Annotated in this window: 31 protein-coding genes; 15 read left to right on the top strand and 16 right to left on the bottom strand. The window is 44.6% G+C overall.

The genetic code is table 11. From position 1 onward, the window contains the following. Window positions 1-44: 44 nt before the first annotated feature. The gene (malF, locus tag J4N37_RS23205) at window positions 45-1619 is read left to right on the top strand and encodes a maltose ABC transporter permease MalF (RefSeq protein WP_010452712.1); all 1575 of its coding nucleotides are present in this window, start codon (window positions 45-47) and stop codon (window positions 1617-1619) included. A gap of 12 nt (window positions 1620-1631) precedes the next feature. Continuing rightward, on the top strand, window positions 1632-2522 hold the full coding sequence (gene malG, locus J4N37_RS23210; RefSeq protein ID WP_010452709.1) for a maltose ABC transporter permease MalG: 891 nt from the start codon (window positions 1632-1634) through the stop codon (window positions 2520-2522). A gap of 353 nt (window positions 2523-2875) precedes the next feature. Here malG and J4N37_RS23215 read toward each other — a convergent pair whose 3' ends face one another. From J4N37_RS23215 to J4N37_RS23225, 3 genes are all read right to left on the bottom strand, one after another. Then, window positions 2876-3118, bottom strand: a complete 243-nt coding sequence (locus tag J4N37_RS23215; RefSeq protein WP_029561135.1) for a hypothetical protein — start codon at window positions 3116-3118, stop codon at window positions 2876-2878. 178 nt (window positions 3119-3296) lie between these two features. Then, window positions 3297-3782: an acyl-CoA thioesterase gene (locus J4N37_RS23220; RefSeq protein WP_010452707.1), complete on the bottom strand. Its 486-nt coding sequence runs from the start codon at window positions 3780-3782 to the stop codon at window positions 3297-3299. A gap of 159 nt (window positions 3783-3941) precedes the next feature. Next, on the bottom strand, window positions 3942-4847 hold the full coding sequence (locus tag J4N37_RS23225) for a DMT family transporter (RefSeq protein ID WP_252042515.1): 906 nt from the start codon (window positions 4845-4847) through the stop codon (window positions 3942-3944). 98 nt (window positions 4848-4945) lie between these two features. Between J4N37_RS23225 and J4N37_RS23230 the strand changes: the two genes are divergently transcribed. Beyond that, window positions 4946-5734 (top strand): AraC family transcriptional regulator, encoded by a 789-nt coding sequence (locus J4N37_RS23230; protein ID WP_010452704.1) that lies wholly within the window; start codon window positions 4946-4948, stop codon window positions 5732-5734. Here J4N37_RS23230 and J4N37_RS25265 read toward each other — a convergent pair. Beyond that, complete coding sequence (locus tag J4N37_RS25265) at window positions 5729-6646, bottom strand: M14 family metallopeptidase (RefSeq protein WP_252042516.1); 918 nt, start codon at window positions 6644-6646, stop codon at window positions 5729-5731. The genes J4N37_RS23230 and J4N37_RS25265 overlap by 6 nt on opposite strands. Before the next feature lie 174 nt (window positions 6647-6820). Here J4N37_RS25265 and J4N37_RS23240 point away from each other — a divergent pair, with 174 nt between their 5' ends. Then, window positions 6821-7726 carry a DUF808 domain-containing protein gene (locus J4N37_RS23240; protein ID WP_009697135.1) on the top strand — a complete coding sequence of 302 codons (906 nt, stop codon included), beginning with the start codon at window positions 6821-6823 and terminating at the stop codon, window positions 7724-7726. Window positions 7727-7854: 128 nt separating this feature from the next. Here J4N37_RS23240 and pyrC read toward each other — a convergent pair whose 3' ends face one another. Further along, a complete protein-coding gene (gene pyrC / locus J4N37_RS23245; RefSeq protein WP_005453436.1) occupies window positions 7855-8883 on the bottom strand; it encodes a dihydroorotase in 1029 nt (342 codons plus the stop codon). Window positions 8884-9037: 154 nt separating this feature from the next. Further along, window positions 9038-9202, bottom strand: a complete 165-nt coding sequence (locus J4N37_RS23250; protein WP_005453437.1) for a YqaE/Pmp3 family membrane protein — start codon at window positions 9200-9202, stop codon at window positions 9038-9040. Between the two features lie 271 nt (window positions 9203-9473). On the opposite strand from J4N37_RS23250, the gene J4N37_RS23255 reads away from it, so the two are divergent. Continuing rightward, window positions 9474-11291, top strand: coding sequence for a hybrid-cluster NAD(P)-dependent oxidoreductase (locus J4N37_RS23255; RefSeq protein ID WP_252042517.1), 1818 nt, complete (start codon window positions 9474-9476; stop codon window positions 11289-11291). A 117-nt stretch (window positions 11292-11408) separates the two neighbouring features. Here J4N37_RS23255 and nadE read toward each other — a convergent pair whose 3' ends face one another. Beyond that, entirely contained in the window at window positions 11409-12239 is an 831-nt protein-coding gene (gene nadE / locus J4N37_RS23260; RefSeq protein ID WP_047515263.1) for an NAD(+) synthase, read from the bottom strand. Between the two features lie 210 nt (window positions 12240-12449). Here nadE and J4N37_RS23265 point away from each other — a divergent pair, with 210 nt between their 5' ends. Beyond that, window positions 12450-12983 (top strand): nicotinate-nicotinamide nucleotide adenylyltransferase, encoded by a 534-nt coding sequence (locus tag J4N37_RS23265; protein ID WP_252042518.1) that lies wholly within the window; start codon window positions 12450-12452, stop codon window positions 12981-12983. 14 nt (window positions 12984-12997) lie between these two features. Then, window positions 12998-13480: a hypothetical protein gene (locus J4N37_RS23270; protein WP_010452671.1), complete on the top strand. Its 483-nt coding sequence runs from the start codon at window positions 12998-13000 to the stop codon at window positions 13478-13480. A 45-nt stretch (window positions 13481-13525) separates the two neighbouring features. On the opposite strand, the gene J4N37_RS23275 is transcribed toward J4N37_RS23270, so the two are convergent. Further along, window positions 13526-14134: a cupin domain-containing protein gene (locus tag J4N37_RS23275; protein ID WP_038882695.1), complete on the bottom strand. Its 609-nt coding sequence runs from the start codon at window positions 14132-14134 to the stop codon at window positions 13526-13528. Window positions 14135-14326: 192 nt separating this feature from the next. Here J4N37_RS23275 and J4N37_RS23280 point away from each other — a divergent pair, with 192 nt between their 5' ends. Continuing rightward, on the top strand, window positions 14327-15436 hold the full coding sequence (locus J4N37_RS23280) for a 1-acyl-sn-glycerol-3-phosphate acyltransferase (RefSeq protein ID WP_010452667.1): 1110 nt from the start codon (window positions 14327-14329) through the stop codon (window positions 15434-15436). A 125-nt stretch (window positions 15437-15561) separates the two neighbouring features. On the opposite strand, the gene J4N37_RS23285 is transcribed toward J4N37_RS23280, so the two are convergent. Next, window positions 15562-16161, bottom strand: a complete 600-nt coding sequence (locus J4N37_RS23285; protein WP_010452665.1) for a hypothetical protein — start codon at window positions 16159-16161, stop codon at window positions 15562-15564. Between the two features lie 264 nt (window positions 16162-16425). Between J4N37_RS23285 and J4N37_RS23290 the strand changes: the two genes are divergently transcribed. Next, complete coding sequence (locus J4N37_RS23290) at window positions 16426-16698, top strand: YnjH family protein (protein ID WP_033009510.1); 273 nt, start codon at window positions 16426-16428, stop codon at window positions 16696-16698. A 47-nt stretch (window positions 16699-16745) separates the two neighbouring features. Here the strand turns inward: J4N37_RS23290 and J4N37_RS23295 are convergent, their stop codons facing one another. Next, complete coding sequence (locus J4N37_RS23295) at window positions 16746-17045, bottom strand: YfcZ/YiiS family protein (protein ID WP_010452661.1); 300 nt, start codon at window positions 17043-17045, stop codon at window positions 16746-16748. 523 nt (window positions 17046-17568) lie between these two features. On the opposite strand from J4N37_RS23295, the gene J4N37_RS23300 reads away from it, so the two are divergent. Next, window positions 17569-18030 carry a TetR/AcrR family transcriptional regulator gene (locus J4N37_RS23300; RefSeq protein ID WP_010452658.1) on the top strand — a complete coding sequence of 154 codons (462 nt, stop codon included), beginning with the start codon at window positions 17569-17571 and terminating at the stop codon, window positions 18028-18030. An 85-nt stretch (window positions 18031-18115) separates the two neighbouring features. Here the strand turns inward: J4N37_RS23300 and J4N37_RS23305 are convergent, their stop codons facing one another. From J4N37_RS23305 to J4N37_RS23330, 6 genes are read right to left on the bottom strand one after another with little or no spacing between them, the layout of a single operon-like run. Then, on the bottom strand, window positions 18116-18898 hold the full coding sequence (locus tag J4N37_RS23305) for a heme ABC transporter ATP-binding protein (RefSeq protein ID WP_045394578.1): 783 nt from the start codon (window positions 18896-18898) through the stop codon (window positions 18116-18118). Further along, window positions 18898-19935, bottom strand: coding sequence for a FecCD family ABC transporter permease (locus J4N37_RS23310; RefSeq protein ID WP_009696421.1), 1038 nt, complete (start codon window positions 19933-19935; stop codon window positions 18898-18900). Before J4N37_RS23310 ends, J4N37_RS23305 begins: the two co-directional genes overlap by 1 nt. Window positions 19936-19944: 9 nt before the next feature. Beyond that, entirely contained in the window at window positions 19945-20814 is an 870-nt protein-coding gene (locus J4N37_RS23315; protein WP_252042519.1) for a heme/hemin ABC transporter substrate-binding protein, read from the bottom strand. 26 nt (window positions 20815-20840) lie between these two features. Continuing rightward, a complete protein-coding gene (locus tag J4N37_RS23320) occupies window positions 20841-21254 on the bottom strand; it encodes an ExbD/TolR family protein (RefSeq protein WP_005452533.1) in 414 nt (137 codons plus the stop codon). Continuing rightward, a complete protein-coding gene (locus J4N37_RS23325) occupies window positions 21251-21949 on the bottom strand; it encodes a MotA/TolQ/ExbB proton channel family protein (protein ID WP_252042521.1) in 699 nt (232 codons plus the stop codon). The genes J4N37_RS23320 and J4N37_RS23325 overlap by 4 nt, the downstream gene beginning before the upstream one ends. After that, a complete protein-coding gene (locus J4N37_RS23330) occupies window positions 21949-22701 on the bottom strand; it encodes an energy transducer TonB (protein WP_114320580.1) in 753 nt (250 codons plus the stop codon). Before J4N37_RS23330 ends, J4N37_RS23325 begins: the two co-directional genes overlap by 1 nt. 166 nt (window positions 22702-22867) lie before the next feature. On the opposite strand from J4N37_RS23330, the gene hutW reads away from it, so the two are divergent. The 5 genes from hutW to J4N37_RS23355 all read left to right on the top strand — a co-directional run bounded on the left by hutW (window position 22868) and on the right by J4N37_RS23355 (window position 26589). Next, window positions 22868-24238, top strand: coding sequence for a heme anaerobic degradation radical SAM methyltransferase ChuW/HutW (gene hutW, locus J4N37_RS23335; protein WP_252042522.1), 1371 nt, complete (start codon window positions 22868-22870; stop codon window positions 24236-24238). A gap of 17 nt (window positions 24239-24255) precedes the next feature. Then, entirely contained in the window at window positions 24256-24759 is a 504-nt protein-coding gene (gene hutX, locus J4N37_RS23340) for a heme utilization cystosolic carrier protein HutX (RefSeq protein WP_252042523.1), read from the top strand. Between the two features lie 107 nt (window positions 24760-24866). After that, entirely contained in the window at window positions 24867-25397 is a 531-nt protein-coding gene (hutZ, locus tag J4N37_RS23345) for a heme utilization protein HutZ (protein ID WP_252042524.1), read from the top strand. 104 nt (window positions 25398-25501) lie between these two features. After that, entirely contained in the window at window positions 25502-26038 is a 537-nt protein-coding gene (locus tag J4N37_RS23350) for an ATP:cob(I)alamin adenosyltransferase (RefSeq protein ID WP_138941169.1), read from the top strand. Between the two features lie 140 nt (window positions 26039-26178). Then, window positions 26179-26589, top strand: coding sequence for a hypothetical protein (locus J4N37_RS23355; RefSeq protein ID WP_252042525.1), 411 nt, complete (start codon window positions 26179-26181; stop codon window positions 26587-26589).

Consider the following 26589-nt stretch of genomic DNA (forward strand, 5'->3'; position numbering starts at 1 on the left):
TCCTTACTTTTCTATATTTATTCTATATCGCTAGCAGGTTCCCTATGCAGTCAGTTCAAGGTACAGATGCTATGACAGCACCAGATGCAAACCTTCCGAGCAGCAAAAAAGTGTTTATCAAGTGGGCACTATTAGGCTCAATCGGTTTTATAAATGGTTACGCTACTATTCTAATGTATTCTCGTGGTGAGATTGCGTTTGCACTGCTTACGCTCATTCTTACTGCATTGGCGTTGTATATCTTTGGTAGTAAAAAGACCTACGCCCACCGTTATATCTATCCGGGTATCGCCGGAATGATTCTGTTTATCCTTTTCCCATTGGCGTACACCGTTGGTTTGTCGTTTACCAACTACAGCGCGAAAAACCAACTCTCGCTGGAACGTGCTCAAAGCGTCCTATTAGACAGAACTTATCAGAGTGGCGACAGCTACCCATTTACCCTTTATAAAACTGAACAAGGTCACCAGATCGTAGTTGAAAAAGGTGGTGAGCTACTTGCTACGCCAAGTTTTCAGCTTGAAGGTATGTCAGTCTCAGATCTTGATTTGACGCCAGTGACAGAGATTAGCGGTGAGAAAGAACCGATCAAAACGATCGTGAAAAACCGTAGTGCACTGAGCAGCGTCGATCTGCATTTGCCTAGTGGTGATGATATCCGTATGAGTGGCTTACGTAAGTTCGCTGCTGTGGTACCACTGTTCACACTACAGGAAGATGGTCAGTCACTTTACAACAATAAATCGGGTGAAACTCTACTGCCTAACATGGAAGTGGGTTACTACCAGCCAGTCGATGAAAGCGGTCAATTTGTCGGCAATACTGTTTCTCCAGGTTTCATCGTAACGATTGGTTCACACAACTTTGAACGTGTATGGAAAGATGATGGCATCAAAGAGCCGTTCATCAGTATCTTCATCTGGACGGTTTTGTTCTCTGCACTATCAGTATTGTTTACACTGATTATCGGCTTGGTATTAGCGAGTGTAGTTCAATGGGAAGAACTGAAAGGTCGTTCTATCTACCGCTTGCTGCTTATCTTGCCTTACGCCGTACCAGCGTTTATCTCTATCCTGATCTTCAAAGGTTTGTTTAACCAAAGCTTTGGTGAGATCAACATGTTGCTTGAAGGCTTGTTTGGTATTAGCCCAGCGTGGTTCTCTGACCCATTCATGGCAAAAACCATGATCTTAATTGTGAACACCTGGCTAGGTTTCCCTTACATGATGATCTTGTGTATGGGCCTACTAAAAGCGATACCTGAAGACTTGTATGAAGCTTCGGCAATTGATGGTGCTAACTTTGTTTCTAACTTTACGCGTATCACGCTGCCGATGATGATCAAGCCGCTAACGCCGCTCCTGATTGCCAGCTTCGCGTTTAACTTCAACAACTTTGTACTGATTGCATTGTTGACAGGTGGTGGTCCGAACATGATCGGAACTTCAGAACCTGCGGGTTACACCGACTTATTGGTTAGCTACACATACCGTATCGCCTTTGAAGGTGCGGGCGGTCAGGACTTTGGTCTGGCAAGTGCAGTAGCAACGCTTATCTTCCTGTTGGTTGGCGCACTAGCACTTATCAACCTGCGTGTAACTAAAGTAGCTCAAGATTAAGGAGACATCACAATGGCAATGGTACAAGGTAAGTCATTAAAGTATCGTGTATGGGCTACGCACGCCGCAATGTGGGCGTTCTTAGCACTGATTATTTTCCCTTTATTAATGGTCATCGCTATCTCATTCCGTGAAGGTAACTTCGCAACGGGTAGCCTGATCCCAGATAACCCAACGCTGGACCACTGGAAACTAGCGTTAGGTATTGCGGTTACCAATGCGGATGGCACGGTGACACCACCTCCGTTCCCAGTTCTAACTTGGTTGTGGAACTCAGTTAAGGTTGGCGGCATTTCTTCAATCTTGATTGTGGCACTGTCTACTACGTCGGCATACGCATTTGCTCGTATGAAGTTCAAGGGCAAGAACACCATCCTGCAAGCGATGATGATCTTCCAAATGTTCCCGGCTGTACTGGCATTGGTGGCATTGTACGCGCTGTTTGACAAGCTTGGACAATACATTCCGTTCCTTGGCCTGAATACGCATGGTGGTTTGATCTTTGCCTACCTTGGTGGTATCGCACTACACGTATGGACAATCAAAGGTTACTTCGAGAGCATTGACTCTTCACTAGAAGAAGCTGCGGCATTGGACGGTGCGACACCATGGCAAGCGTTCCGTCTGGTACTACTACCACTGTCTGTGCCAATCCTAGCGGTAGTGTTCATCTTGTCATTTATTATGGTGATTGGTGAAGTTCCGGTAGCATCGTTACTGCTTTCTGATGTAGACTCATACACTCTAGCGGTTGGTATGCAGCAATATCTATACCCTCAGAACTACCTGTGGGGTGACTTTGCCGCAGCAGCAGTTCTTTCTGCAGTGCCAATCACAGTAGTATTCTTGCTTGCACAGCGCTGGTTAGTTGGTGGACTAACAGCTGGTGGTGTGAAAGGTTAATCTTAGTGGGTCGCTAAGGATTAAGAATAAAAAGAATAAGGGCGACCGCTTGGTCGCCCTTGTATTTGCTTCGATATTACGTTTTTGGTTTGGCCGCCGATCAGTAATATCAGCAATATTGGCGTTACGCATAGCTGGCTGTTAGCTTTGTTCCTTACTATGAAAATCACTAACAGTTTTTGTAACCATTGCCTGAGTTTTAGCTCGGGCATTTTTATATCTATAAATCGTTTGGTTAGTCAGGTGAGATTAGCCGTTTTGCAAAGGATTACACAGTACGGTTAGAATGCTGTGCGTCGCACTTCACATAAATAGTGGGTGGTTGTTCGGTTCCGTTATGTGCGAGGAGAAAGTTAAAACTCTTTGCTGGATGGCGCGCACCCTACGTATTGAAGCAATGTATACATGCTTGTTTGTTGCAATGCGACGCGACGGAATAGATCGGCAAAAGTAGCATCACCTCCAAAGCAAGTTTGGATGTAATGGTTTATTTCATCATCGTTATACCCTTCGACATACATGGTTCTTACCCATTGATACTCTACGGCTTTAAGATTAGTAAGAGTGGTTTCACTGAGAGTTGTAATTATTTTCAAGGCTTAAACTCAAGCTTCCTGACAGTGCAGAGATTTAAGCAAAACAAAGTGAAAGAAATATGACAGTGGAAAGGGAAGGGAACTGAGCTGAGCCCTCAAAATGAAGCCATAAAGAAAGAAAACCTTGAGAGCTAAGGAGCGAGTATGCTTAGGAAGTTATCGCTCCACACTAAACACTCTATTTGAGATACTTGACGTGAGCTTCCATCTCCTCGCCAATTTCTTTGCGCATGTTCATTAGACGTATTGCCGACTGCTCTAGAGCTTTGTCTTCAGCTGATTCAGGTATCCATTTAGGTACGTCAGTAGGTTTTCCATCCTCATCTACCGCAACCATGATAACGATACAATGCGTAGTGAGGCGGTTTTTAAGTTCTTTAGGATCGCTAGCCTGTACATCAATCGCGATATGCATTGAACTGCGACCAGTATAAATAACCTTTGCACTTACCTCTACCAAGTTCCCAACATGAATCGGAGCAACGAAACGAATACCACCCGCGTAAGCAGTTATACAGTATTTACCACTCCAAGCCGCGCTACATGCGTAAGCGGCTAAGTCGATCCATTTCATCACGGCGCCACCGTGTACTTTCCCACCGAAGTTAACGTCTCCTGGCTCAGCAAGAAAACGAAGGGTAATGTCTCTTTGACCACTGCTCATCTGTCATTCCTTTGTGCGTTGTTACTGATTTCAATGTATCAGTAAGGAGTTGAATCTGGAATAGGCAATGCAACAAAATATTAACTTTTCTATCAACGCTACCACCCGTTTGTGTTCGATAGAAAAAAGCCACGGTGATGACCATGGCTTTTTAAACGCTTATTGAGAGGTTGCGGGTAACTCTGGGGGCGTAGTGGGTGCTTTCTTACGAATCTTAATTTGTGAAAGAATAACGCCGGAGATAACCAGCATGCCGCCAATGATGTGGTAGACATGTACCTCCTCCCCAAGCATGGTTGAAGCTAAGGCTACCGAAACCACTGGCATTAGGTTCATAAACATGGCACTTGAATCTGCACCAATCAAATCAATCGCTTTCACCCACATTAATGGGGCAAAGATAGATGCGGCAATACCAGCGTAAGCAATTAAAGGTAGTGCGCTTTGGCTTGGCAGGAGTTGATCGCTGCTCAACCACAATGGTGCTAGCATTATTAACGAGAAAAAGCCCTGCATGTAAACCAAAGTCATGCTGTTGAAAGGCATTTTCCAGCGTTTAAGCAGCACACAATAAATCGCGTAGCAAAGAGCTGCCAACAACATCAAGCTGTCACCTTGGGTCATGTCCTGGTGAAGGAAGTAGGAAATGTCGCCATGACCAAGCATAAATGCCAAGCCGCCTAATGAAATTACACCACCTGCTACGCTCAACATGGAAATTGATTTACCCAATAAAGGCACACTCAAGAAAACACTGATCAAAGGAACCAGAGAGGTGATCAGTGCCATGTTAGAAGCTGTTGTAGTAAGACCTGCGTAATACCCTAGCGATTGGTTTAGTACCATGCCCAGTAGTGCAAGACATGCTAGCTTAGCAAGGTATGGACGAATCACATGACGCTGTCTGATCACCGCAGGTAAGCAAAATGGTGTTAGTAGCACCATGGCAACAAACCAACGGTAGAAGCTCATTGCGCTCGGTTCGATGGCACTTGCTGCCATTTTATTTACGATGGAATTCCCACCCCAAATCATGACAGTAAAAAACGGAAGCAAATAAACCATGAGAACCTCATCGCAGAATAATTGATGGCGCTAGTCTGACAGGTCTTTATAATGAAAAGTATCTCTGGAAAGACATAGTAAGCGATAGGAAGACAAATTTGAAAAAGAGCACTAGGAATCTTCATCCGTCATTATCGATTGATAGAGCACCATCAGATGTATTTATGAATTTTGAGGCCTTCCTGTCGAATACGGAAACTCGTATTCATAGCCACCCATGGGGGCAAGTTCAACTAATCAGTGGTGGTATCTTAGAAATGGATGCGGAAGATACTCGCTTCTTAGCTCCTCCTCATCTTGCGATTTGGGTGCCAGCGGGTATTCGACATAAGAGCTATAACCGCAAACCATTGGAATACTGCTCTTTAAATATTGCACCTGAGTTGACGAAGCACTTCCCCTCCAAAACCAGCTTGATCAAAGTGACGCCCATTGTCTCGGCGATCGTAGAAGATTTCCGTCAGCGCGATATTAATGTTGCTCAAAACGAAGAAGATAAGCGTCTTGTCCAAGTCCTTCTCGATCAGCTAGCCAAACAAGAAGTTGAGCATCACTTCTTGCCAACCACTGACAATAAGTACCTAGAGCCAATCTTAAAAGCTGTTGAAGAAGCTCCAACCGATGAAATTAGTTTGGGAGAGTGGGCGGAGAAGGTGCACACTACAGAGCGTACGTTAGCTCGCCATTGCCAAAGTGAATTGGGGATGAGCTTTACCGAGTGGCGATTGCGAGTGCGTTACCTGCATTCGATGGAGTTGCTGAGAAAGGGGCAGACTGTAAAAGAGGTGGCGTTGACACTGGGCTACAACCAAGCCAGTCCTTTTATTGCTATGTTCAAGAAATACTCCGGCATAACACCGGAGCAATATAAGAACCGCTTGTTATAGCTGAGCGAGCACGTAGTCTAGACCACCGACAACCGCCGCCACTTGAGCGTCGTTACACTCTTCGTCAGTGACTTTCGGGCTGTCTGGGTAAACTTCTGTTGTGGTGCCGTAAGTACAGTTGGTGACGCCGCCACACAGCCCCAGTTTCACCATTGGGTAATTAATCACACCAAATTGCACCACTGGCGAGCCAATGATTTCGCCTTTATCGTCAGCAGGTGCAATGTGTGTTACTTTCGCTACTGACTCGATGACGGCTTTTTGGAACTCTGGTTGCGGGTTTTCTGTATCGCCCACCGTGTAGAAACCATCTGGGATCATGCCTTCGATGTATTCAAGGCCATCACGCGCCGCTAGAGCAGGGCGGAACTCGGTCTCGTCAGAATCTGTTGTTTCGTGTAGGTCGATGTGCATTAGAACATCACCCAAGGTCGCAACAAGCTTAATCAAGTTTGCTGACTCTTCTGCTGGACTGTTTGCGTAGAAAGAGCGGTTTGGGTCGATCGCATTTGGGTTCCAGCGGTTAATCACTTCGTAACCCCAAGGGCTGACACATGGTGCGACAACGATATTGAAGTGTTCTGCATAACGGTCTGCTTGCGTATCAACAAACTTCAGTGCGCCATGAACACCACTTGTTTCGTAGCCGTGTACGCCGCCAGTTACCAAAACAAAAGGTTTTGCTGCATCCCAATTGCGAGTCTTGATACAAAACAGAGGGAAGCGTGCCTCGTCGTAAGAAAGTGCACCGTATTGCTCAACATCAAAACGCTCGCGAAGGGCGTCAATTTTTGTCACGACTTCTTCTTGGTAGCTACGTTTTACGTCACGTTGCTCACGCCAAGCTTTACGTTCTGCTTCGTCCCATGGCTGACCTGGGGTACCGATTGGGTAAGTGTATCCGCTTTTCATCTATACTTTTTCTTTTGTGTGCTTGAAAGGTAAGACAAGACTAGTCCTGTCTCAGAGCGACGGCAATAGAAAACACAATTTGTGACCTTATTCTTTGCAAAATCATAACTTTGCTGAGTGGTTTAATGGTGTTACATTTTGTTACTTATTCAATTCCATAAAAGAGATAAATAAATGGCTGGAGCAAGTTTACTGACACTGTTGGATGACATTGCAGCTGTATTGGATGATGTCGCGTTGATGTCTAAGATGGCGGCGAAAAAGACCGCTGGTGTACTGGGCGACGATTTAGCGCTAAATGCGCAACAGGTGTCTGGCGTAGCGTCAGAACGAGAAATCCCGGTGGTTTGGGCGGTGGCAAAAGGGTCGTTTAAAAACAAACTGATTCTAGTGCCATCGGCGTTGTTGATCAGTGCCTTCATCCCTTGGCTGATCATGCCATTACTTCTCATTGGTGGTTTGTTTCTTTGCTTTGAAGGGGCTGAGAAGATCTTAGAAAAGCTTTTTCCTCATGCGCACCAACATGAAGAGAAGAAAGAAGAGCTCAATACCGGAGAATCGGTTGAAGAGTACGAGAAGAGAAAGGTCGCCGGTGCGATTCGTACTGACTTTATCCTCTCTGCAGAAATCATCGTGATTGCTTTGGGTACGGTGACAGGCTCAAGCATCGTAACGCAAATTCTTGTGGTCAGCTTAATCGCGGTATTGATGACCATTGGTGTTTACGGCTTAGTCGCAGGCATCGTTAAGCTTGATGACTTAGGTTTTTACCTAGAACGCACATCAAATGGTGAAGGACTGAAAGCCAAGCTAGGTGGAGCGTTAGTGGCGTTTGCACCTAAGTTGATGAAGATGCTTGCTGTGGTGGGTACTGCGGCAATGTTCCTTGTTGGGGGCGGTATTGTTGTCCATAACGTGCCTGCAATTCATCATCTGATTGAACCGATCATCATGGATTTCCGTGGTCATACAATTGCGACGGCGATTGTGCCGACATTGCTTAATGGTGTGATTGGTGTCATCGCTGGCTTGGTTGTGGTTGCAGCTTGGACTTTAGTAGAGAAAGTTCGTGGTAAATAATTACTCAGTAGACAGTAGACAGTAGACAGTAGACAGTAGACATAAGGCTTAAAGGAGCCAAAAGAAAAGGGTCATGCGTTTCCATATCGAATATGGTGGCATGACCCATTTTTATTTCGTGGAGATGATTACTTCACTTCCCACTCAATCTTTTCATTTGCACGAATTGGCACAACGATGTCGCTACCAAACGGCATCGTTTCTGGTACATCCCAAGCTGCTTTTTCTAGCGTTACTGTGTCTGAGTTGCGAGCGATGCCGTAAAAATCAGGACCATTTAAGCTTGCGAATGCTTCTAGGTTTTCTAGTTTGCCTTCATTCTCAAACACTTCTGCATAAAGTTCTAGTGCTGCGTGTGCGGTATAAGAACCTGCACAACCACAAGCTGATTCTTTTGCGCCTTTTGCGTGCGGCGCTGAATCTGTACCTAGGAAGAATTTCTTGCTGCCGCCTGTCGCTGCTTCGATAAGCGCTTGTTGGTGGGTATTGCGCTTAAGGATTGGCAGGCAGTAGAAGTGAGGCTTAATGCCGCCGACTAGCATGTGGTTACGGTTGAACAGCAGGTGGTGAGCAGTGATGGTTGCTGCGACGTTATCAGAAGCGTTCTTAACGAAGTTTGCGGCATCCGCCGTCGTGATGTGTTCAAGAACGATTTTTAGGTTAGGGAAGTCGTTAACGATAGGAGCAAGAACCGTGTCTAGGAATTCCTTCTCACGGTCAAAAATATCAACGTGGTTGTGAGTCACTTCTCCATGAACCAAAAGCAGCATGCCAACTTCTTCCATCGCTTCAAAAACGTGGTAGATGTTCTTTGCATCGGTTACGCCAGAATCAGAGTTGGTGGTTGCACCTGCTGGGTAAAGCTTTGCTGCGACAATTTTGCCTGTTGCTTTGGCTTTGCGGATTTCGTCTGGCGTAGTGTTGTCTGTCAGGTATAGCGCCATAAGAGGTTCGAATTGCTCGCCGTGTTGCTCAGCAAGGATTCGATCACGGTAGGCTAATGCCATTTCAGTATTGGTCACTGGTGGGACGGTGTTTGGCATGATCAGCGCACGACCGTTATAACGGCTAATATCGCGAACGGTATCTTTTAGAACTTCACCATCGCGTAAGTGAACGTGCCAATCGTCAGGACGAGTAATAGTCAGTGTTGTCATTAATTGCTCCCACCATTAAAAAGTTATGTTTGGAGCCTAAACGCTGCATTTACCTCAAGAGCAAACGCTTGCGCTTAGGCGACAGGATGATAGAGGAATTGCAGCTCTATTTCACCCCATTTTTCACATTTCTTTACGGTAGGAGCTCAGTTGGTTACTTCATCGTCAACCAAAGCGCGTGGATTGTGCCGGGTAGGAAGAAGAAGAAAGTCAGGATTAGGTTGATGAAGAAGTCTTTCTCGAGACCTTTTTCCATGTAAACCGCCACTGGCGGAAGGAAGATACAAAGTAGAATTAGAATCAGTTTATTAGTATCCATGGTCTATGCTCCGGATAGATTATTTATAGTGTCAAAAAGTTGGCGAATTATGTGCTCTATATCACATCTTGGCAATCCTAGTTTCGTCAATACTATGCAAATTTATGGGACTCCATTCATAAAAAGAAGTTCTTCCACCTGCAAAGCAAGTGTCATATCGGGTGACTGACGAAGGTGCGGTTATAAATCGATATTTTATAGAGGCTTGGGTCATAACTGTTATAAGGATATGATAGTCCAATAATGAGAAAGTACCTGTAGGAAGAAGGCTATGTCGCAATCAGTTTTGTCCCAAATTAATGTTTTTCCAGTCAAATCCGTCGGAGGCGTTGCGTTATCTTCCGCTTGGGTAGAAAAACAAGGATTGAGTTTTGATCGTCGATTTATGATTGCGACGTCAGATGGCTCAATGGTGACAGCTCGAAAATTCCCTCAAATGGTGACCATCAAGTCCGCGCTGTTGCCAGACGGAGTGGTGTTTACCAGTCTTGGCGAAGAGCCACTAAAGATTTGCTATCAAGATTTCAAAATGCAGGAAGCACCTGCAACGGTTTGGAAAGACAGTTTTACGGCATATACCACAACTGACGAAGCAGATGATTGGTTTAGCAAAGTATTAGGTCTTCGCGTCGAGTTACTTTTTACTGGTGAGCAATCAAATCGCATAAGAGAGAAACTGGGTCACAACGTCAGCTTTGCCGATGGCTATCCAGTACTTGTCATCAGTGAGGCATCACTGGAAGAATTAAACCGCAGAAGCTCTGAGCTGCACTCAATGGATCAATTCCGAACCAACCTTGTGGTATCTGATACCAAGCCATTTGAAGAAGACTCATGGAAGCGTATTCGCATTGGCGAAGTGGAATTTGAATCAGTAAAACCATGTGAGCGATGTATTCTAACTACCGTTAATACTCAGCGAGGCACATTTCGAGAAAGCAAAGAACCACTGAAGACATTGCAAGAGTTTCGTGCAAACGAGCGTGGGGGCGTGTTCTTCGGTCAAAACCTTGTTGCTCTGAACGAAGGCATTATTCGTTCTGGTGACAAAGTTGAAGTGCTGGAATACAAAGAGCCAGAGTTCTATCCAGACAACTCTCCTCAGCGAATGACGCTAACTTGTGTCGAACGAGAAGAAATCGCACGCGACTTTGTCACCTTGTGGCTTGAGCCAAGCAAAGGTCAATTACCAACGTACTTACCGGGACAGCATTTACCTATTGAAGTGGATATAGACGGTAAGAAAGTAGGGCGTCGTTATACGCTGTCATCTAGCCCGTCTCGCCCGGGACGCTACGCAATTTCGGTGAAACGTGTTTCTGGTGGGCGCGTATCCAATGCTTTGCTTGACAACCTACAAGTGGGGGATGTTCTGGAAGCGGAAACGCCAGATGGTCAATTTCATCTAAAAGAGCATTCTGTTCAGCCTCTATTGCTGTTGTCTGCTGGTAGCGGCGTAACACCAATGCTGTCGATGGTTCGTTACTTGGCTGATCACAACCAACTCGATGATGTGGTGTTCTACCATCAGTGCAGCAGCGAGATTGATATTCCATGCAAAGATGAGTTAAACGAGTTAAAGCGCCAACACCCGGGGTTGGATGTAAAGATCTGCTTAACGCAACCTGCGATAGATTGGTTTGGTCTTAAGGGGCGAATCAGTCTATCTCATATAAAACAGATCAAAGATGTTGAACAGCGCCAAGTGTTTGTTTGTGGTCCTGACGGCTTTATGCAAAAGGCGAAAAACCTATTGCTTAAGAAGGGGCTCCCAGAAGGCAATTATCATCAAGAAGCATTTGGTGTTGCAGCGACAAAAGCTAAGCCAGAGAAAGGTGTTGAGATTGAATTCAACGGCTTTAAGTTGATGGGTAACAACCAACAAACGTTACTTGAACAAGTTGAGAATGCCGGTAAAAGTATTACCAATAGTTGTCGTGCGGGCTTGTGTGGTGCTTGTAAGGTTCAATTAGAATCAGGACAGGTAGAGCATCCTGACGTGCCTGCACTGAGCGCAGAAGAGCGCGCGATGGGGAAAGTGCTCGCGTGTTGTGCTATTCCGGAAACGGATGTGACGCTAACAGACTAACGTTGTTGAGCATAAACACTGCTTGTAACAAGCAAACAAAAACGCCGCTAAATTAGCGGCGTTTTTATCTATAGCAGAACGATTTAAAAACGAATCGTTGATGTGCACGATCGTGATTTAGTCGTAGATCGTTGGGATCGGCTGACGCTTGTGCTGAGTCATTTTGTAGATAGCCACAAGGCGATCGCTGACTTCTTGAGATACTGGCTTGCCTTCTAGGAAGTCATCGATTTGTTCGTAAGTTAAACTCAGAGCATCTTCATCAGCTTTTTGAGGATCAAGCTCTTCTAAGTCTGCCGTTGGTACTTTCTTCACGAGTTGCTCAGGCGCACCCAATGTTGCTGCAACTTCGCGAACTTGACGTTTGCTCAAGCCGAATAGTGGGGCCATATCGCACGCGCCATCACCGAACTTAGTGTAAAAACCAGTGATGTTTTCTGCTGAGTGATCAGTACCAAGAACCAAGCCACCAACGTAACCAGCGATTTCGTATTGAGCGACCATGCGTGCACGCGCTTTTACGTTACCCTTCACGAAGTCCACTTTTGCAGCATCCGTTGGAAGAAGGTCTGTTCCTTCAAGTGCGACGTGAGAAGCGGCATGGAGACCATCGACACCAGCTTTAATGTTTACTGATACAGAGTGCGTTGGTTGGATGAAAGAAAGTGCGAGCTGTGCTTCATCTTCGTCTTTCTGTTCGCCATAAGGCAAACGAACAGCGATAAACTGGTAGTTGTTGTCACCAGCTTCTTCGTTTAGTTGGTCTACAGCCAGTTGAGCCAAGCGACCACATGTCGTTGAGTCAACGCCACCGCTAATGCCAAGAACAAGAGACTTACAGCCTGCTTCTTGCAATTTACGCTTAATAAAAGCGACACGGCGTTCAATTTCGAAATGCGGATCGATAGAAGGGAGTACTCGCATTTCATCGCGGATGGATTGTTCCATTTAGGGTTCCTTTTCCTGCAAATATGTACGACACCAAGTGAGTGTGAATAAATTCATACTGTCGCAGGCGTTTATAGTTCACAAATGGCGATAAACCATGCAGTTGATGTCTATAAACGTCGCTTTAGTGTCAAAAAGCTCTAAAGATTAGTAGTATCATACCGAATTCATCGGATTAGAAAACTCTCTTCAACCAGGTAATCACCGGATATGAAAAAAATCGCCGTTTTTGGCAGCGCATTTAACCCACCAAGCTTAGGTCACAAGAGCGTGATCGAGTCACTGAGCCACTTTGATCTTGTGCTACTAGAACCAAGCATTGCACACGCTTGGGGCAAAAATATGTTGGATTACCCAATTCGGTGCAAACTGGTTGATGCCTTTATTAAAGACATGGGGCTTTCTAATGTTCAACGCTCAGACCTTGAGCAAACTTTGTACCAACCAGGACAAAGTGTGACGACTTTTGCGTTATTAGAAAAAATTCAAGAAATCCACACGCAAGCCGATATAACTTTTGTCATTGGTCCTGATAATTTCTTCAAATTTGCTAAATTTTACAAAGCAGAAGAAATTACGGAACGTTGGACTGTGATGGCTTGTCCAGAAAAGTTGAAAGTCCGAAGCACTGATATTCGAAATGCAATCAACCAAGGTGAAAGCATAGACCGTTATACGACGATTTCGGTCAAGCGCATGTTGATTGATGAAGGTTTATATAAGACAATGCCGTTCGGTAAATAAGAGGTCTTAGATCTATGTTCAGAGCGATTTTAGTGAGTACATGCTCCTTGCTTGTTATAAGCCAGGCGTATTCTGCATGTAACTACGAATCGGATCGCTCTGTTGTATTTGCCGATAATACGATGTCAGTGTGCGAAGAGCTCTTTGATAGTGTCGGCGTGTTAAGTTCCGATGCTCTGAGGTGGTATAAGCCGAAAGTCCTTTTGGATGAGCCTATAGAAAGTTATTGGGAACAATGGGCCATCAAGCCGGAAGATACTCCAATATTGACCCAAAGCTTGGAAAAGAACTACTTTGGGTTAGGTGTTTGGATGCCTGAAGAGCTGAGAGACTTTGAAAGAGACATGACGACAGAAGAATGGCTAAAAAGCCATGGGTTGATGTTTAGTGTCGGTTTTGGAGACAAAGGGGATGGAGAGCCTCGAATGAGATTTGATTATCGATGGCATGACTATTATGACGCCAATTGGATGATGCAAATCGAAGTCCCTTTCTGAACCAATAAAAAAGCGTGCCAAGTGCACGCTTTTGAATTTCTTTGGTTACAGTTTCTTGCCTAATAACAGTTCACTTAGCTGATCACATTGCTGCTCACTGCCGTCAAACAAATCCTCAACTACCTGCCTTTTCTTAATGCCAGAAAGCGTTCTCTTTCGAGCTTCTCGTACCAATAGAGCAAGATGGAGTTCCTTTAATGCCTGATCTTTACTCTGCGGGCTCCATTGCTTCAAGGCTTCGCTTACTTTAGATGTGATGATTTTCGGCTCAACGTCGAGCACTTCATGCTTGATAATGCGCAGTAGATCATTGTGAAGTGACGTTTCTGCGTCACATACTTGTATTTTCTCAAGTGCGGCTTGAAGCAGAAGAGAACGCTCAACAAAACCAGCCTGCGGAGCAAAGTTATCTCGCAAACGAACAGAGAAATCGCAACGAATAACAATACAGTTTGGAAAATAAGTGATGGAACTCAAACATCCTTGAGGAATCCAAAAAGAGTTACCCGGCTCAATGGCATACTCATGTTTACCTAATCTGATGGTTGCGAGCCCTTCAACAACGGTTAACAAGCTGTGTTTTAACGCCTTCTTTCGAGCTGTTGTGGTGAGAAGGGAGTATGATTCGTTGTGAAATTCAATCGCGTAGTTCATTAGAAAGACCTGAGTTTTCGGGGCGCTAAGGGTAACGCTAAACCCCCCAAATGCCAACCAGATATAAAGGCAAATTGGGGGATTATCTTGTGATGTTACTGGTATGACCATGTTAAAAGTATGGGGAGAAATGCTGCGGGCTTGCAAAACTCCGCGTAGAATGTGCCAGCTTTTTTTGAAATGTAGTGAACAATGACTTCTAATACAGATCCTTATTTTGAAATTCGTCCATACAATGACGAAGAAATTCCAGCAGCGCTGGACCGCCTGATCAAAGACGATGAGTTTATCAGCGCGATTTTAAACCACCGTTTTGCAGACAAAGCGGCGTGGTTCAAAACACTCATGAGTCCGATTATCCGTGTCTACTTAAAAGCGAAGTGGAGTAAACTGGATTCTGTGGAAGCCATTCAGCTAGAAGTAAAGAAATACCTTCAAGATACGTTGGATACAACGACTGATGGTGTCACCTTCTCTGGTTTGGATAAACTGGACAAAAACACATCTTACTTATTTGTTTCTAACCACCGTGATATTGCGATGGACCCTGCGCTCGTTAACTATGGTTTACATCAAACGGATCATCGTACTGTACGTATCGCGATTGGTGATAACCTGCTAAAGAAACCGTGTGCTACAGAGCTAATGAGACTGAATAAGAGCTTCATTGTTAAACGCTCAGCCAAAGCCCCGCGCGAAATGATGAAAGCACTTGGCCAGCTATCAGGCTACATCAAACACTCTCTAGATACTGGCAACTCTATTTGGATTGCCCAAAAAGAAGGCCGAGCTAAAGACGGTAATGATTTCACCGACCCAGCGATCTTAAAGATGTTTCATGTTGAAGGTCGTAAGCAAAAAATCAGCTTTGGTGAATACACTCGTTCATTGAAGATTGTGCCAGTATCAATTTCATATCAAAACGATCCTTGTGACATTGCGAAAGCCAAAGAGCTGTATGAAAAAGCAGAAAACGGTAGCTACGAAAAAGGTGAGTTTGAAGACATTGAAAGCATCATCCAAGGTATCGTGGGTTACAAAGGTAAAGTGCATGTCGCATTTGGTGATGTAATTGACCAAGAATTTGAGACGCCAGACGAGTTAGCAAACGAAATCGACCGCCAAATTCACAATAAATATCGAGTATTCCCTATCAACCTGCTTGCTGCAGGGTGTGAAGATGAGAGTGTTACAGATGACGTCAAGTCTCAACTAGCAGCAAAGCTTGAGATGTTACCAGTTGGTGCCCAGCGTTTTCTCGTAGCAAGTTACGCGAATCCGGTTAACAATAAAGAGGCTTAGTCGGTTAGCCGAAATTGACCAGTTCAGAGGAACGAGGTAAATAAGAACTTAACATAGGCGTGTTATCTATAGGTTCTTAGCTATAGGTTCTTAGCTCGTTCCTCACATCAAAGTCTAAAAACACCTCATGGTGCGACCGCGCCGCCTAAGTTAAGCGTCGTAGGCCATTTAGATATTCGATTACCACCTAAGAAAATATTACCCTTAACTGTCATAGTATCGGGAAACTCTCTTAGCGCAGACCCTCCAATATATAGGTTACCTTCCACGACTAAGCCTTCTGGTAATGATTCGATAGGCGTTCTGATTACGCTGAGGTCACCCTTAACTTTGAGCCTATTAGGCAATCGCTTTAGTGGTGTGTCGGTTAAGTTTAGGTAACCGCCTAATTTGACGCCTTTAGGCCAACTCTCAATTTGACTGCCTAGTAGGTTGGCATAGCCCTTAATGGATACGCCGGGCATCACTTTCTTCAAACTACTGTTTGTCGCTTCTAAGCTTCCCCCAACGTCGAGGCCTTTGGGAAGTTTAGTTATAGCGGTTTTAGATATGTTCAAGTTGCCTTTGACAACAAGGCCACTTGGCAAAGATGAATATGGCTTGTTTCTTAAGTCGATATTGCCATAGTTATCAACGTGATTGAGCTTACTGTATGAATCGAGTTCATAGGAATTTGCTGCCAATGGACATAGTAGGCAAATTGTGAGAAGAAAGCCGCGAAACATATTATTTGAACCAAGTGGCAACAACATACTTGAAAGAATAACTAAATCACGAGATATCTGCTAGAACGTTATATCTATTTAACTGAAATAGCGACGTTAAGAAATGCGCATCACCAATTATATTACTTATTAAGTTTCATAGGTTGTTTAGCAATTTATAATATTCGGTAACTTGATGTTCTTTCCGGTTTGTGGCCCTAAATAATGATAAAGTCTATAAATAGAACAACACCTCTAAGCATCTTCTTACTGGGCGGAAACAATATGAATTACTTAACACCATTATTCGCTATTGCGTTTTCGGGGATATTATTAGTCACTGATGATGCGCATGCGAAAACATATACAACATCCGACATAAAGCCAGTGATTGTTGCAGATGGAAGTATCGGTAAACGTGTTTGCTATTATGAGGACAAGGCATACAGTATTGGCGCTGTACTTAAAATCGATAGTGTCTTAATCCAATGCGCACCGGAGAAAGATTTTGAGCTCAATGGTGCTTTAAAATGGGTTGTGTTTGAAAGCAATAACTAAAAAAAGCGAGCATAAGGCTCGCTTTATGTAGAGGGAGTGACCTTTGATTAACGAGCTAGAGAGCGGGTCTTTAGTTCAAAGATTAGCTTTTCAGCACTTACATCAAACTTGAAGCGAGCTTTTAACTCTTTCGATTCTTCAGTAAGTTCAGATGTGTTGTACTCAACGTCTGCGCATACTGCTTTTGCTAGCTCTAGGTATTTTGCAAACTCTGCTTCTAATGCCGCTTTAGACTCAGCAAAAATCGTTACGTCAGCAACATCGTCACCTTCTTTGATGATGAAGCCGATTTCACCAGCGCAGCCACAAGCTTCACATACTTGGTTTTCTTCTAATTCGACACTCATAACGAATCCTCTTGTAAAAACTATGGGTATTCTATCAGGTATTTGATCTGTATCTACAAAAATGAATGAATTTGGATAAAAAAGGCTCGGTATGCTATGTTGTTAATCGAAGGTTAATGCTGATGAAACGCTACAATTTGATTGATAAATGTGATGTGTATCAATATTTAAGAGTAATTGATGAATTGTGCAGTCAGTTTTTTGTCAGGTGAGTTGAACTAAGTATTAATTTATAAGACTATTTCCTGATTGATTATTTTTACATAATTATCATTCTTGGCAAAAGCATATTCATGATGAATAGTCTGGCATTGGTTTTTATTGGATTGAACTAAGTGCCATATTTTTAATCACAGATATTGATAAAAAGGTCAATGTAAACCACGATTTACGCCGCGTGGTTTCGAGTTGATTGAGCTTATATTGAAGAAAAAGCTCATCAATAGATAATGCTGAGATGATTTTCATTCTGGCCTCATTTAACTGTGAGTTAGATGGATTTAAAAAGAGAAGAGCTTAAAATATGCCAAAGCGTAGTAAAGAAGATACCGAAATCACTATCCAAAAAATAATGGATGCTGTTGTTGATCAGTTGCTTAGACTTGGTTATGACAAAATGTCATATACAACGTTGAGCCAGCAAACAGGTGTATCGCGTACAGGTATTAGCCACCATTTTCCGAAGAAAACGGATTTTACCGCAGCACTAGATGGTCGAATTTTTAAGATGTTTGTTGAACATCTAGAATTTGACAAAGGTGTTGATGCGTTCTCTCAAAGCTGGGTTAAGGCCTTAGAAGACAAAGAATTCTTAGCAATTCTACGTTTATTATTCCATCATATTGTTACTTCAGAAAGCGCACACGAGTTTGCTTCAAACGGCATTGATCGTTTGTACAAAATGGCAGAAAGCCAGTTTGGCGCTGGTAGTGACAGAGAGCTAGAGTGGTTAATAGGTAAGTCTCTAATTCAAATGAGCAAATAACACGAATCAAATAAAAAACCCGCTATTGAGCGGGTTTTTTTGTTTCTTGGAGTACTTTGCTGTGGTCGTAGCACAGGCGCTCTGTTTAAGCCGCTGAGTGGACTTGCGGGAAATCCATGCTTGGGTGCTTCGTTACGATAGAACGATAGCCATAGACACGTTCAATGCGTTCTGGTGTCAGGGCGTTCCAAGGTGTGTCATCACAAACCAGCTTTCCATCATGCAACAGCACTAATCTGTCGGCATATTGAGAGGCTAAGTTAAGATCGTGCAATACGATAACAACGGCGGCGTTGTTTGCTTTCGCAGCCTTGCGAGCGATCTTGAGTGTGTTGTGCTGGTGGGCAAGATCGAGCGCTGAAGTTGGTTCGTCTAACATTAAGATTTTCTTATCACCGGACAGGTGAAGCTGCGTTAATACACGAGCTAAGTGTAAGCGCTGTTTTTCACCGCCAGAAAGAGCAGGGTAGAGGTTATCTGCTAAATGCAAAACATCGGTTTGCTTCATGTATTGCAAAGCAAGTTCCGTAGTCTCTTTATTTGAAATCGATAGAGGAATCGCACCTAGCTCGACGACTTCTCTTGCTAAGAACGGAAACGTCAGCGTGCTGTGTTGAGGTAGCATGGCAACGTGTTTTGCACTTTCAGAGGGCTCCCAGTCATTTTTTTGTTTGCCAAAGAACTGGATGTCACTCTGAGAGGGAATTTCACCACACAATAGCTTGAGCAGCGTACTTTTACCCGCGCCATTTGGCCCCAACAATGCGGTGACCTCACCTGCACGAATATCAATACTGATGTCGTCTAGTACCACTCGGCTCCCATATCTCATGGAGATGTTTCTGCCAGACAGAACGATGTCATTCATTACAGAATCTTCCCTTTTTGTTGGAACAGTAAGTAGATAAAGAATGGCGCACCAATCAATGCGGTTACAATGCCTACAGGCAACTCTGCGGGTGCAACAACAACTCGTGCAAACATATCAGCAGCGGTAAGAAGTAGTGCGCCCATAAGCGCTGAAATAGGCAGCAGCGTGCGATGGTCTGGACCGGCAAGCATACGACCTAAATGCGGAATTACCAGACCGATAAATCCAATTGCACCACAGATACTCACCGTAATACCCACACCAACTGCAGACAACAGGATAAGTTGGCGTTTGAGCTTCTGTACTGGCACACCTAGGTGTTTGGCTTCTGATTCTCCCAAAAGCAACGCATTTAATGACATGGCTTTTCTCTGGAACCAGAACATCAAGATGATGAGAGTCACAGCAGCTAAACCAATCCCTGACCAGTTTGCCCCAGCCAGCGATCCCATCGACCAAAGAGTTAAGTCTCGCAGCATTTGATCATCGGCGATGAAGTTCATAAAACCAATCGCAGCGCCCGAGAGTGCGCTGATAGCAACCCCCGCAAGCAACATGATGGTGACTGACGTACCAAACTTATTCGTACCTAACCAGTAAACTAATACCGTGGTAATTGCACCGCCGAGGAAGGCGAAAAATGGCAAGGCAGCTAAGTTCATTAGTGTCGGGTAGTTTTGACTGAAATCGGCAAATACGACGATTGCAAATGCGCCACCAAGCGCCGCGCCAGCGGAAACACCGATGATGCCTGGCTCGGCTAGAGGATTTCGGAATAACCCCTGCATCACAACACCACAGATAGCGAGGATCGCACCAATAAACATACAAAGAATGGTGCGAGGAAGGCGGATTTCGTTGATGACTAACTGAATATGAGGAGCAAGGTCTGAACCTGCTCCTGTTAAGCTTCTCAGACTGTCTGAGAAGCTAATATTCATTGGACCTACTGTAATGGACGCCACTGCGATAAAAGCTAAAATGCCAGATAACGCGAGTAGGGTAGTAGATAAAGGAATTCGTCTTAACAGCATTGAATCTCTCTACGGGTAAAGCAGCTCGTTTAGGCGCTTCGCCTCTGAAAGGCTCTTAAGTCCTAAACCACCAACAAGCGCATGACCGTCAATTGTCACGATGTTTTTGTTCATACCTGCTGGAGTCGCGGCAAGGAGAGGCATTGCTTTCAGAATGGCATCTGCACCGCCCATTGTTTGATAGCTACGCCCACTCACAAGAATCACGTCTGGTTGCATCTCGACCATAGCTTCTGTTGATAGTGGCTTGTATGAAGAGAGTTTGCTTGCTGCTGGGTTTTCTCCACCTGCAAGTTGAATGATTGCATCTGGTGTTGTTTCTGACCCCGCTACGTTTGCTGGGCGACCTTCGTGAATCAGTAGGAAAAGTACTTTCTTTTTGTCAGCTTTTGCTGGTTGGTTGCCTTCCAGTGCTTTCACTTGTGCTTCAACTTCAGTTTTTAGCGCTGTCGCTTGAGCTTCGCGATGCATGATGGTCGCAATTTGGTCGATACGATCAACCAAACCTTCCACGTTTGCTTCTGTATTGACGACTTCAACATCAACACCTGCTGATTTCAATTGGTCTAGCGTGGTGTTTGGTCCCATTTCATCTGATCCAATCAATTTAGTCGGGCTTAATCCCAGTAGACCTTCAGCAGAAAGACGACGGTGGTAACCAACTTTTGGTAACTCCATACCTTCCGGTAGTTGGCTTGTTACGTCGACAGCAACAAGGCTATCTTTTGCATCAAGAGCAAGCATCAGTTCAGTGACAGCGCTGCCGGCACTGACCACGCGTTCATTTGATGGAGCTTCGTTGGCAAATAGGCTCGCACTAGCAAGCATAGTAATGGCTGCAGTCAATGCGGTACGAACGGGCGAAAGTGTTTTATTCATTAGTGTGTTCTCAATCTTGTGTTCTTCTATTGCGACTCTTCAGTGAGCAGTTGAGTCGCTTGAATTCCGTTTTCTTGTAAAAAGCCAAGAAGCTTAACCAGTGACTGAATGTCTGCGGTTTTTTCCGCACCAATCACAATAGGTTTGTCGGTTGATTTGCTCTCTTCTAACAGAGCCATCGTAAAGTTTTCCCAATCGATGTACGCCTTACCGTTGATCGCCCAGTGTGGCTCTTCTTTAAGGATGTTCACCGTGATTGATTGTTTGTCCACCTCAGCCACAGCTTGGGAATCGGTGCTTGGTAGGTTCACATCTAGGGAATCTAACTTCACTGCTGCAGTGAGCATCAAAAACACCATTACGATGAAAATGATGTCGAGCAGTGGCGTTAAGTCTGGTGTTAAGCCATGACTGTTGTTGTCTTGTGGTGCCTTAATCATGAATTTCTCGCTTCAACATGATTTGCAACAGTCGCGACTTCTTTGCTGTTTTCCGGAGATACATACTGTAGAGAAATGCCTTCGAGCCACAGATTTACATAGTTCAGAGTGTGTTCAAGCTTAGCGATAACACGATCTGCCCAAAGACCAATCAGTTGCGCGCCAGAAATAGCAGGTAACGCAATGATCAAACCAGCTGCAGTCGTACGCATCGCAAGACCCAAGCCATCTGCCAAGTCGTTTGGCGTAATGTTACCGGTAGAAGAAGCAATACCTTTAAACATGTCGATAAGACCAAGAACTGTACCTAATAGACCAATCAGGGGGCTGATCACGCCAATCAAGGTCAACAGACGCAGACCTGAGTGCAACTGATGACGTTTTTCTTGAAGCCAAATACCAGCCGCATCTTCACGCAGTGATTTAGAAAAAGAGTGATGCGCAAGCAGCATTGCAACACCACGATATAAAAGAGGTCGTTTACCCGAAAACTCATCCGCTAGTGCTTCGATGTCTTTGTTGTTGGTTGGGTCAAGCTTGGTCAGCTTTTGGCGAATCGCGCGTTTACCGACTCCTAGGCTAATGAATACTTGAAAGAGTCTTTCCGCAATGATCATGACTGTAAGTGCAGAGCAAATAACTAAAGGCCAAGTCATAAGACCAAATTGGGTTTGTAAATGTTGTAGCTGTTCCATTATCCATCCAACTTAAAACGAACTGGGATTTGAACTCGGTGAGCGACTTTGTGCCCGCCAGAAATATGAGGTGAAAACTGCCATTGTTTAATGGCACGTAGAGCAGAAAGATCGAGCATTTCTGCACCAGATGATTCGATAAGTACTTGTTTAATCTGGTTGCCGTTTTCGTCAAGCCAAATTTCATACAGCGCAACCCCTTCAATACCACGCTTTTGCGCTGAACGTGGGTAACGAGGTTGTACTGGTTGAGAAACAAACGTCGGTTGGTCAATCATCACAGGCTGTGATGTCGCCCCTTTCGATTGATCAGTAGGAGCCGCTTGTTGTGGTTGAGGTTCTTTTGCGACTTTCTCTTCCACTTTTTCTTTTGGTTGCGGATCTTTCTTTGCAACGGTTTTTGGTGGTTGAGGTTTTTTAACTGGTTCAGGTTTCTTTTGAACTGGTTTTTTCTTCACCGCTTCTTTTTTTACGATCGGCTTTTCTACCGTCTTTTTAATCGGCTCAGGCTTTGGTTTTGGCTTCGGAGGCTCAGGTTGTTTCTTTGGCTCCGGGTGCTTCTCTTCCACCACTTCTTGTGGCGTAGGAGCCGCTTGTACCGGTTTTGGCGCTGAGACTAAATTCAAGCTTACCGAGCTGGTGGGATTGCCTGCTGGCATTGCAAACACTTTTGTCTCTTGGGAGACAAAAAGAAGCGCTGCGTGCACCACTAAAGAGGCACCACCGGCAATGGCATATCTTTTTACGTTCACGGGTAAATCTCGGTAGTAGGAATCATTATCAAGTGGGAAGATTATTGCCCGAAAAGGAAATAAGATCAATTATCAATTGCATTATCATTACGTGCAAATTATGATCTTTACAGTTTTTTTGAAATGAGCCTCAATCCTTTGTGTGGTGGGCTTTAAGTGAGTAAATATGAGCGTCGACATTTATAAATTTGACGAATCAATTCTCGGGAGTGACAGCCCCGATCCGCTGCGTTTTGCGTTTGTGAAAAAACACTCTGCGCACGCGGGTGGTAGCAGTATGCCTGTGCCACCGCCACAACAAGGTGAAATCCTGTCACGGATCACTTCTGAAACAACGCAAAAGAACAATAAGCGTTGCCTGTACATTCATGTGCCATTTTGTCGTGTGCGCTGCACTTTTTGTAACTTCTTCCAAAACGCCGCGAGCCGTAAGCTTGTTGATGAGTACTTTGAAGCGCTGATGAAAGAGCTGAAAGAGAAAGCAGCACTGCCATGGACACAAAGTGGCATTTTTCATGCGGTCTATATCGGTGGGGGCACGCCTACAGATTTATCTGCAGATCAGGTTCGTATTCTTGGTCAGGCAATTCATGACTATTTCCCTTTAGCCGCCGATTGTGAAATTACCCTAGAAGGACGTATTAACCGATTCTCGGACGAGCTGTATCAGGGAGCGCTAGACGGAGGTTTCAACCGTTTTTCATTTGGTGTGCAAAGCTTCAATACCAAAGTACGTCGTAGTGCTAAGCGTTTAGATGATCGTGAAGATGTCTTGAACCGCGTTGCTGAGCTCGCTAAAGAAGACAAAATTCCCGTCATTATAGATCTGCTATATGGCTTGCCTTATCAGACAAAGGAAGTGCTCGAACAAGATTTGCACGACTTTATGTCTACTGGCGCGCACGGTTTGGACCTATATCAACTGGTTGTTGGTGGGACAGCCCCAATGTTGAACCTAGTTGAGAAGGGTAAGATGCCGCCACCGGCAACCGCGCCTGAAAAAGCTGGTATGTACGAGCTCGGTGCGAAATTCATGTCGAAACACCATATGAAGCAGCTCAGTGTAAACCATTGGGCGATCGATAACCGTGAACGCAGCTTATACAACAGCTTAGCGAAAACGTATGCAGAAGTGCTTCCGGTTGGTTGTGGTGCCGGCGGTAACATCGGTGGTTACGGCATGATGCAACATCGCACGCTAGACACTTATGTCAAAGCCGTCAATGAAGGGCAAAGCACCATCGCGATGATGATGAAACAGAGCCCGCTAGAGCCACTCTTTGCTGCGCTAAAGTCAGGTTTCGACTGTGGCATTGTTCAAGGGAACAAACTGCCAAACTTCATGGGTGAAGACACCTTTAACTTCCTAATGCCGTTGTTCAAAGTATGGCACGACAAGGGCTTGGTCGAGCTTCAAGAGCGTAGCTTAGTGCTAACCCTTGCAGGGAGCTTCTGGGCTGTTTCTCTCGCACAGGCATGTATTCAGGTACTAACGTCGGAAATGAACGAAAACGTACCAAAAGTATCTAACATCTAAAAGAAATGGAAAAACCAATGGAATCAATTAAGCAACAGGTTGAAAGCCTACTAGAACAAGAACCGCAACTGCTACCTGCGGCGATGGCAGAGCGCCTTGGCGTATCGGAATTTGATGTGGTTGCAGCACTACCTCAAGAAATGGTAGCGGTGGCTCCGGGAGAGCAAGCTCAAAGCATTTTAGAAGGTCTTGTAGGCTTTGGTCCTGTAACGACGATTGTTCATTCTTTCGGCTCAATCTTTGAAGTGAAAGCACCGTTCCCGAAAGGCAAAGTGGCACGTGGTTACTACAACTTAATGGGCAAAGAAGGGGAGCTTCACGGTCACCTTAAACTGGATAACGTGAAAAACATCGCGCTAGTAAGTAAGCCGTTTATGGGACGCGAAAGCCATTACTTTGGTTTCTTCTCTGAGTGTGGCAGCAACATCTTTAAGATTTACCTAGGCCGCAATGAGAAGCGTGAGCTAATCGAAGATCAAGTAACAGCATTCCGTGCAATGCAAGCAGAGTTCAACAAGTAGTCTCGAATGAGCATGACACTGCACTAATTCGTTAGCGCAGTGTCATTTTATTAAAGAATAACCGAGTTAAAACTCGGAACAACAAACAAGTAAAGTTAGGTATCAAAATGGATCAGCAAGTTAAACAAGAGCGTTTACAAGGTCGTCTAGGACCAGAAATCAAGGAATTTCGTCAGGAGCGTCGTACTATTCAATTGGCAACCGTTGATGCGGAAGGCCGTCCAAACGTAAGTTACGCACCATTCGTTCAAAACCAGGAAGGTTACTTCGTTCTTATTTCTCAGATTGCTCGTCACGCACGCAACCTACTAGAGAATCCAAACGTATCTTTGATGATGATTGAAGATGAAGACTCGTCGAAGCAGTTGTTCGCTCGCAAGCGTCTAACGTTCGATGCGGTTGCAACCGTTGTTGAGCGTGATACTGAAATGTGGCAACAAGTAGTTGGCCAAATGAAAGATCGTTTTGGTGAGATCATCGATGGTCTGAGCCAACTAGAAGACTTCGTTCTGTTCAACCTAAAAGCAGAACAAGGTCTGTTCGTGAAAGGTTTTGGTCAAGCTTACCAAGTATCAGGCGATGATCTGGTTGATTTCGTTCACCTTCAAGAAGGTCACAAGAAAATCGAAAACGCATAAGCCGATTTTCTAACTTATTATCGTCTAAACGGATGTGAATGCCCAAAGGGAGTTAGGTTATACTAACTCCCTTTTTTATTAGAACCAAAGCACAGAGAAAGAGCATGAGACCTGTAAGTAAGGAACTTGGCGAGATTTGTTACCCATTCATTTATGAAGACAGCCCGGTCTGCGATTTTGAAATTACGGCAGACGAGTTGTGCAGTCGAATTGGGCTTGTGCTATCGATGGAGTTGGATGATTTTAGCCGCGACGTCCTAACTCGCATGCAGCCAAACGTGTACCATGTTAATGGTTCTATCCGCGGCAAGCTAGCAATTACAGAAGCGGAAGTTGATGAGCTAAAAGCCGATTACGACGCAATCAAAGCGCGCATTGACGGCGGCTTTAAGGGGTTTGTCCTTCCTGGTGGTCACCCAACTTCTAGCCAATTGCATTTGTGTCGCTGCCAAGCCAAGAAGGTCGTTCGTGCATTGGTTGCGGTAGAGCATTCGGGTAAGAAGCAACCCGCACCAATTTTGTTCCGCTATTCAAACCTGCTAGCTAACGTGCTTTACAGCTTGGCTTCCTATATCAATCACATTTATCAAGTGGAAGAAACGGAGTTTGTGTCTCGCAGCTACACAATGCCAAACAAGTAGATAAAAAATCATCTAATAGTTTGAATCTAATGACTTTAAGCTATCCGTCGCAGATGCCTATACGAGTACTGCGATTACCTTTCCTTACCTTACTGCCTTTGTTTGAATAACAAGTAACATTAATTCAAAGGAAAGATACGATGGGATTAGTTATTGGGGTTCCTTTATTAGCTTGGGTGATTTGCCTGATTTTGTCTATAAGGGCTGGATTTGTATTGTTTGCAGGACAGCCTGTTTCAAGCGTCACCGCTGCCATGGTTTTAGCTGCGGGTGTAGTAGTTGCTATTGTTTCCTACAACTGGTATTCGATCGCTAAAAGGGAGGAAGTCTACTTTTTCTCCCTTGCAATGGAATTGCTGTGTCGCTCGGTATTAGTTTCACCAACGCTTGTCGCGATAGGGCTGTATTTCTTCGGTGGAGAGTTATTACTCAACAGTCACATAAAGACGTTCGTCTTTGTTACGCTATTTTCATGTTCGTTAGCGAGTATCACTAGCTTGTTCACCGCTGGAAAAATCATTGATAAATATGAGATAAAGCAGACGTACTAG

Origin of the sequence: Vibrio sp. SCSIO 43153, from assembly GCF_023716625.1 — a bacterium.
GTDB lineage: Bacteria > Pseudomonadota > Gammaproteobacteria > Enterobacterales > Vibrionaceae > Vibrio > Vibrio rotiferianus.

Bases quoted from the DNA above. Each gene is read 5' to 3' on its own strand.
- J4N37_RS23305 (WP_045394578.1), bottom strand. From the start codon at position 18,898: ATGAATGACATCGTTCTGTCTGGCAGAAACATCTCCATGAGATATGGG.
- J4N37_RS23320 (WP_005452533.1), bottom strand. From the start codon at position 21,254: ATGATTAAGGCACCACAAGACAACAACAGTCATGGCTTAACACCAGAC.
- J4N37_RS23285 (WP_010452665.1), bottom strand. From the start codon at position 16,161: ATGTTTCGCGGCTTTCTTCTCACAATTTGCCTACTATGTCCATTGGCA.
- J4N37_RS23225 (WP_252042515.1), bottom strand. From the start codon at position 4,847: ATGGTTTATTTGCTTCCGTTTTTTACTGTCATGATTTGGGGTGGGAAT.
- J4N37_RS23295 (WP_010452661.1), bottom strand. From the start codon at position 17,045: ATGAGTGTCGAATTAGAAGAAAACCAAGTATGTGAAGCTTGTGGCTGC.
- J4N37_RS23265 (WP_252042518.1), top strand. From the start codon at position 12,450: ATGAAAAAAATCGCCGTTTTTGGCAGCGCATTTAACCCACCAAGCTTA.
- J4N37_RS23275 (WP_038882695.1), bottom strand. From the start codon at position 14,134: ATGAACTACGCGATTGAATTTCACAACGAATCATACTCCCTTCTCACC.
- J4N37_RS23350 (WP_138941169.1), top strand. From the start codon at position 25,502: ATGAGACCTGTAAGTAAGGAACTTGGCGAGATTTGTTACCCATTCATT.
- J4N37_RS23325 (WP_252042521.1), bottom strand. From the start codon at position 21,949: ATGGAACAGCTACAACATTTACAAACCCAATTTGGTCTTATGACTTGG.
- J4N37_RS23310 (WP_009696421.1), bottom strand. From the start codon at position 19,935: ATGCTGTTAAGACGAATTCCTTTATCTACTACCCTACTCGCGTTATCT.
- hutX (WP_252042523.1), top strand. From the start codon at position 24,256: ATGGAATCAATTAAGCAACAGGTTGAAAGCCTACTAGAACAAGAACCG.
- nadE (WP_047515263.1), bottom strand. From the start codon at position 12,239: ATGGAACAATCCATCCGCGATGAAATGCGAGTACTCCCTTCTATCGAT.
- J4N37_RS23255 (WP_252042517.1), top strand. From the start codon at position 9,474: ATGTCGCAATCAGTTTTGTCCCAAATTAATGTTTTTCCAGTCAAATCC.
- malF (WP_010452712.1), top strand. From the start codon at position 45: ATGCAGTCAGTTCAAGGTACAGATGCTATGACAGCACCAGATGCAAAC.
- malG (WP_010452709.1), top strand. From the start codon at position 1,632: ATGGCAATGGTACAAGGTAAGTCATTAAAGTATCGTGTATGGGCTACG.
- J4N37_RS23270 (WP_010452671.1), top strand. From the start codon at position 12,998: ATGTTCAGAGCGATTTTAGTGAGTACATGCTCCTTGCTTGTTATAAGC.
- J4N37_RS23290 (WP_033009510.1), top strand. From the start codon at position 16,426: ATGAATTACTTAACACCATTATTCGCTATTGCGTTTTCGGGGATATTA.
- J4N37_RS23240 (WP_009697135.1), top strand. From the start codon at position 6,821: ATGGCTGGAGCAAGTTTACTGACACTGTTGGATGACATTGCAGCTGTA.
- J4N37_RS23220 (WP_010452707.1), bottom strand. From the start codon at position 3,782: ATGAGCAGTGGTCAAAGAGACATTACCCTTCGTTTTCTTGCTGAGCCA.
- J4N37_RS23300 (WP_010452658.1), top strand. From the start codon at position 17,569: ATGCCAAAGCGTAGTAAAGAAGATACCGAAATCACTATCCAAAAAATA.
- pyrC (WP_005453436.1), bottom strand. From the start codon at position 8,883: ATGACAACACTGACTATTACTCGTCCTGACGATTGGCACGTTCACTTA.
- hutW (WP_252042522.1), top strand. From the start codon at position 22,868: ATGAGCGTCGACATTTATAAATTTGACGAATCAATTCTCGGGAGTGAC.
- J4N37_RS23280 (WP_010452667.1), top strand. From the start codon at position 14,327: ATGACTTCTAATACAGATCCTTATTTTGAAATTCGTCCATACAATGAC.
- J4N37_RS25265 (WP_252042516.1), bottom strand. From the start codon at position 6,646: ATGAAAAGCGGATACACTTACCCAATCGGTACCCCAGGTCAGCCATGG.
- J4N37_RS23315 (WP_252042519.1), bottom strand. From the start codon at position 20,814: ATGAATAAAACACTTTCGCCCGTTCGTACCGCATTGACTGCAGCCATT.
- J4N37_RS23250 (WP_005453437.1), bottom strand. From the start codon at position 9,202: ATGGATACTAATAAACTGATTCTAATTCTACTTTGTATCTTCCTTCCG.
- J4N37_RS23355 (WP_252042525.1), top strand. From the start codon at position 26,179: ATGGGATTAGTTATTGGGGTTCCTTTATTAGCTTGGGTGATTTGCCTG.
- hutZ (WP_252042524.1), top strand. From the start codon at position 24,867: ATGGATCAGCAAGTTAAACAAGAGCGTTTACAAGGTCGTCTAGGACCA.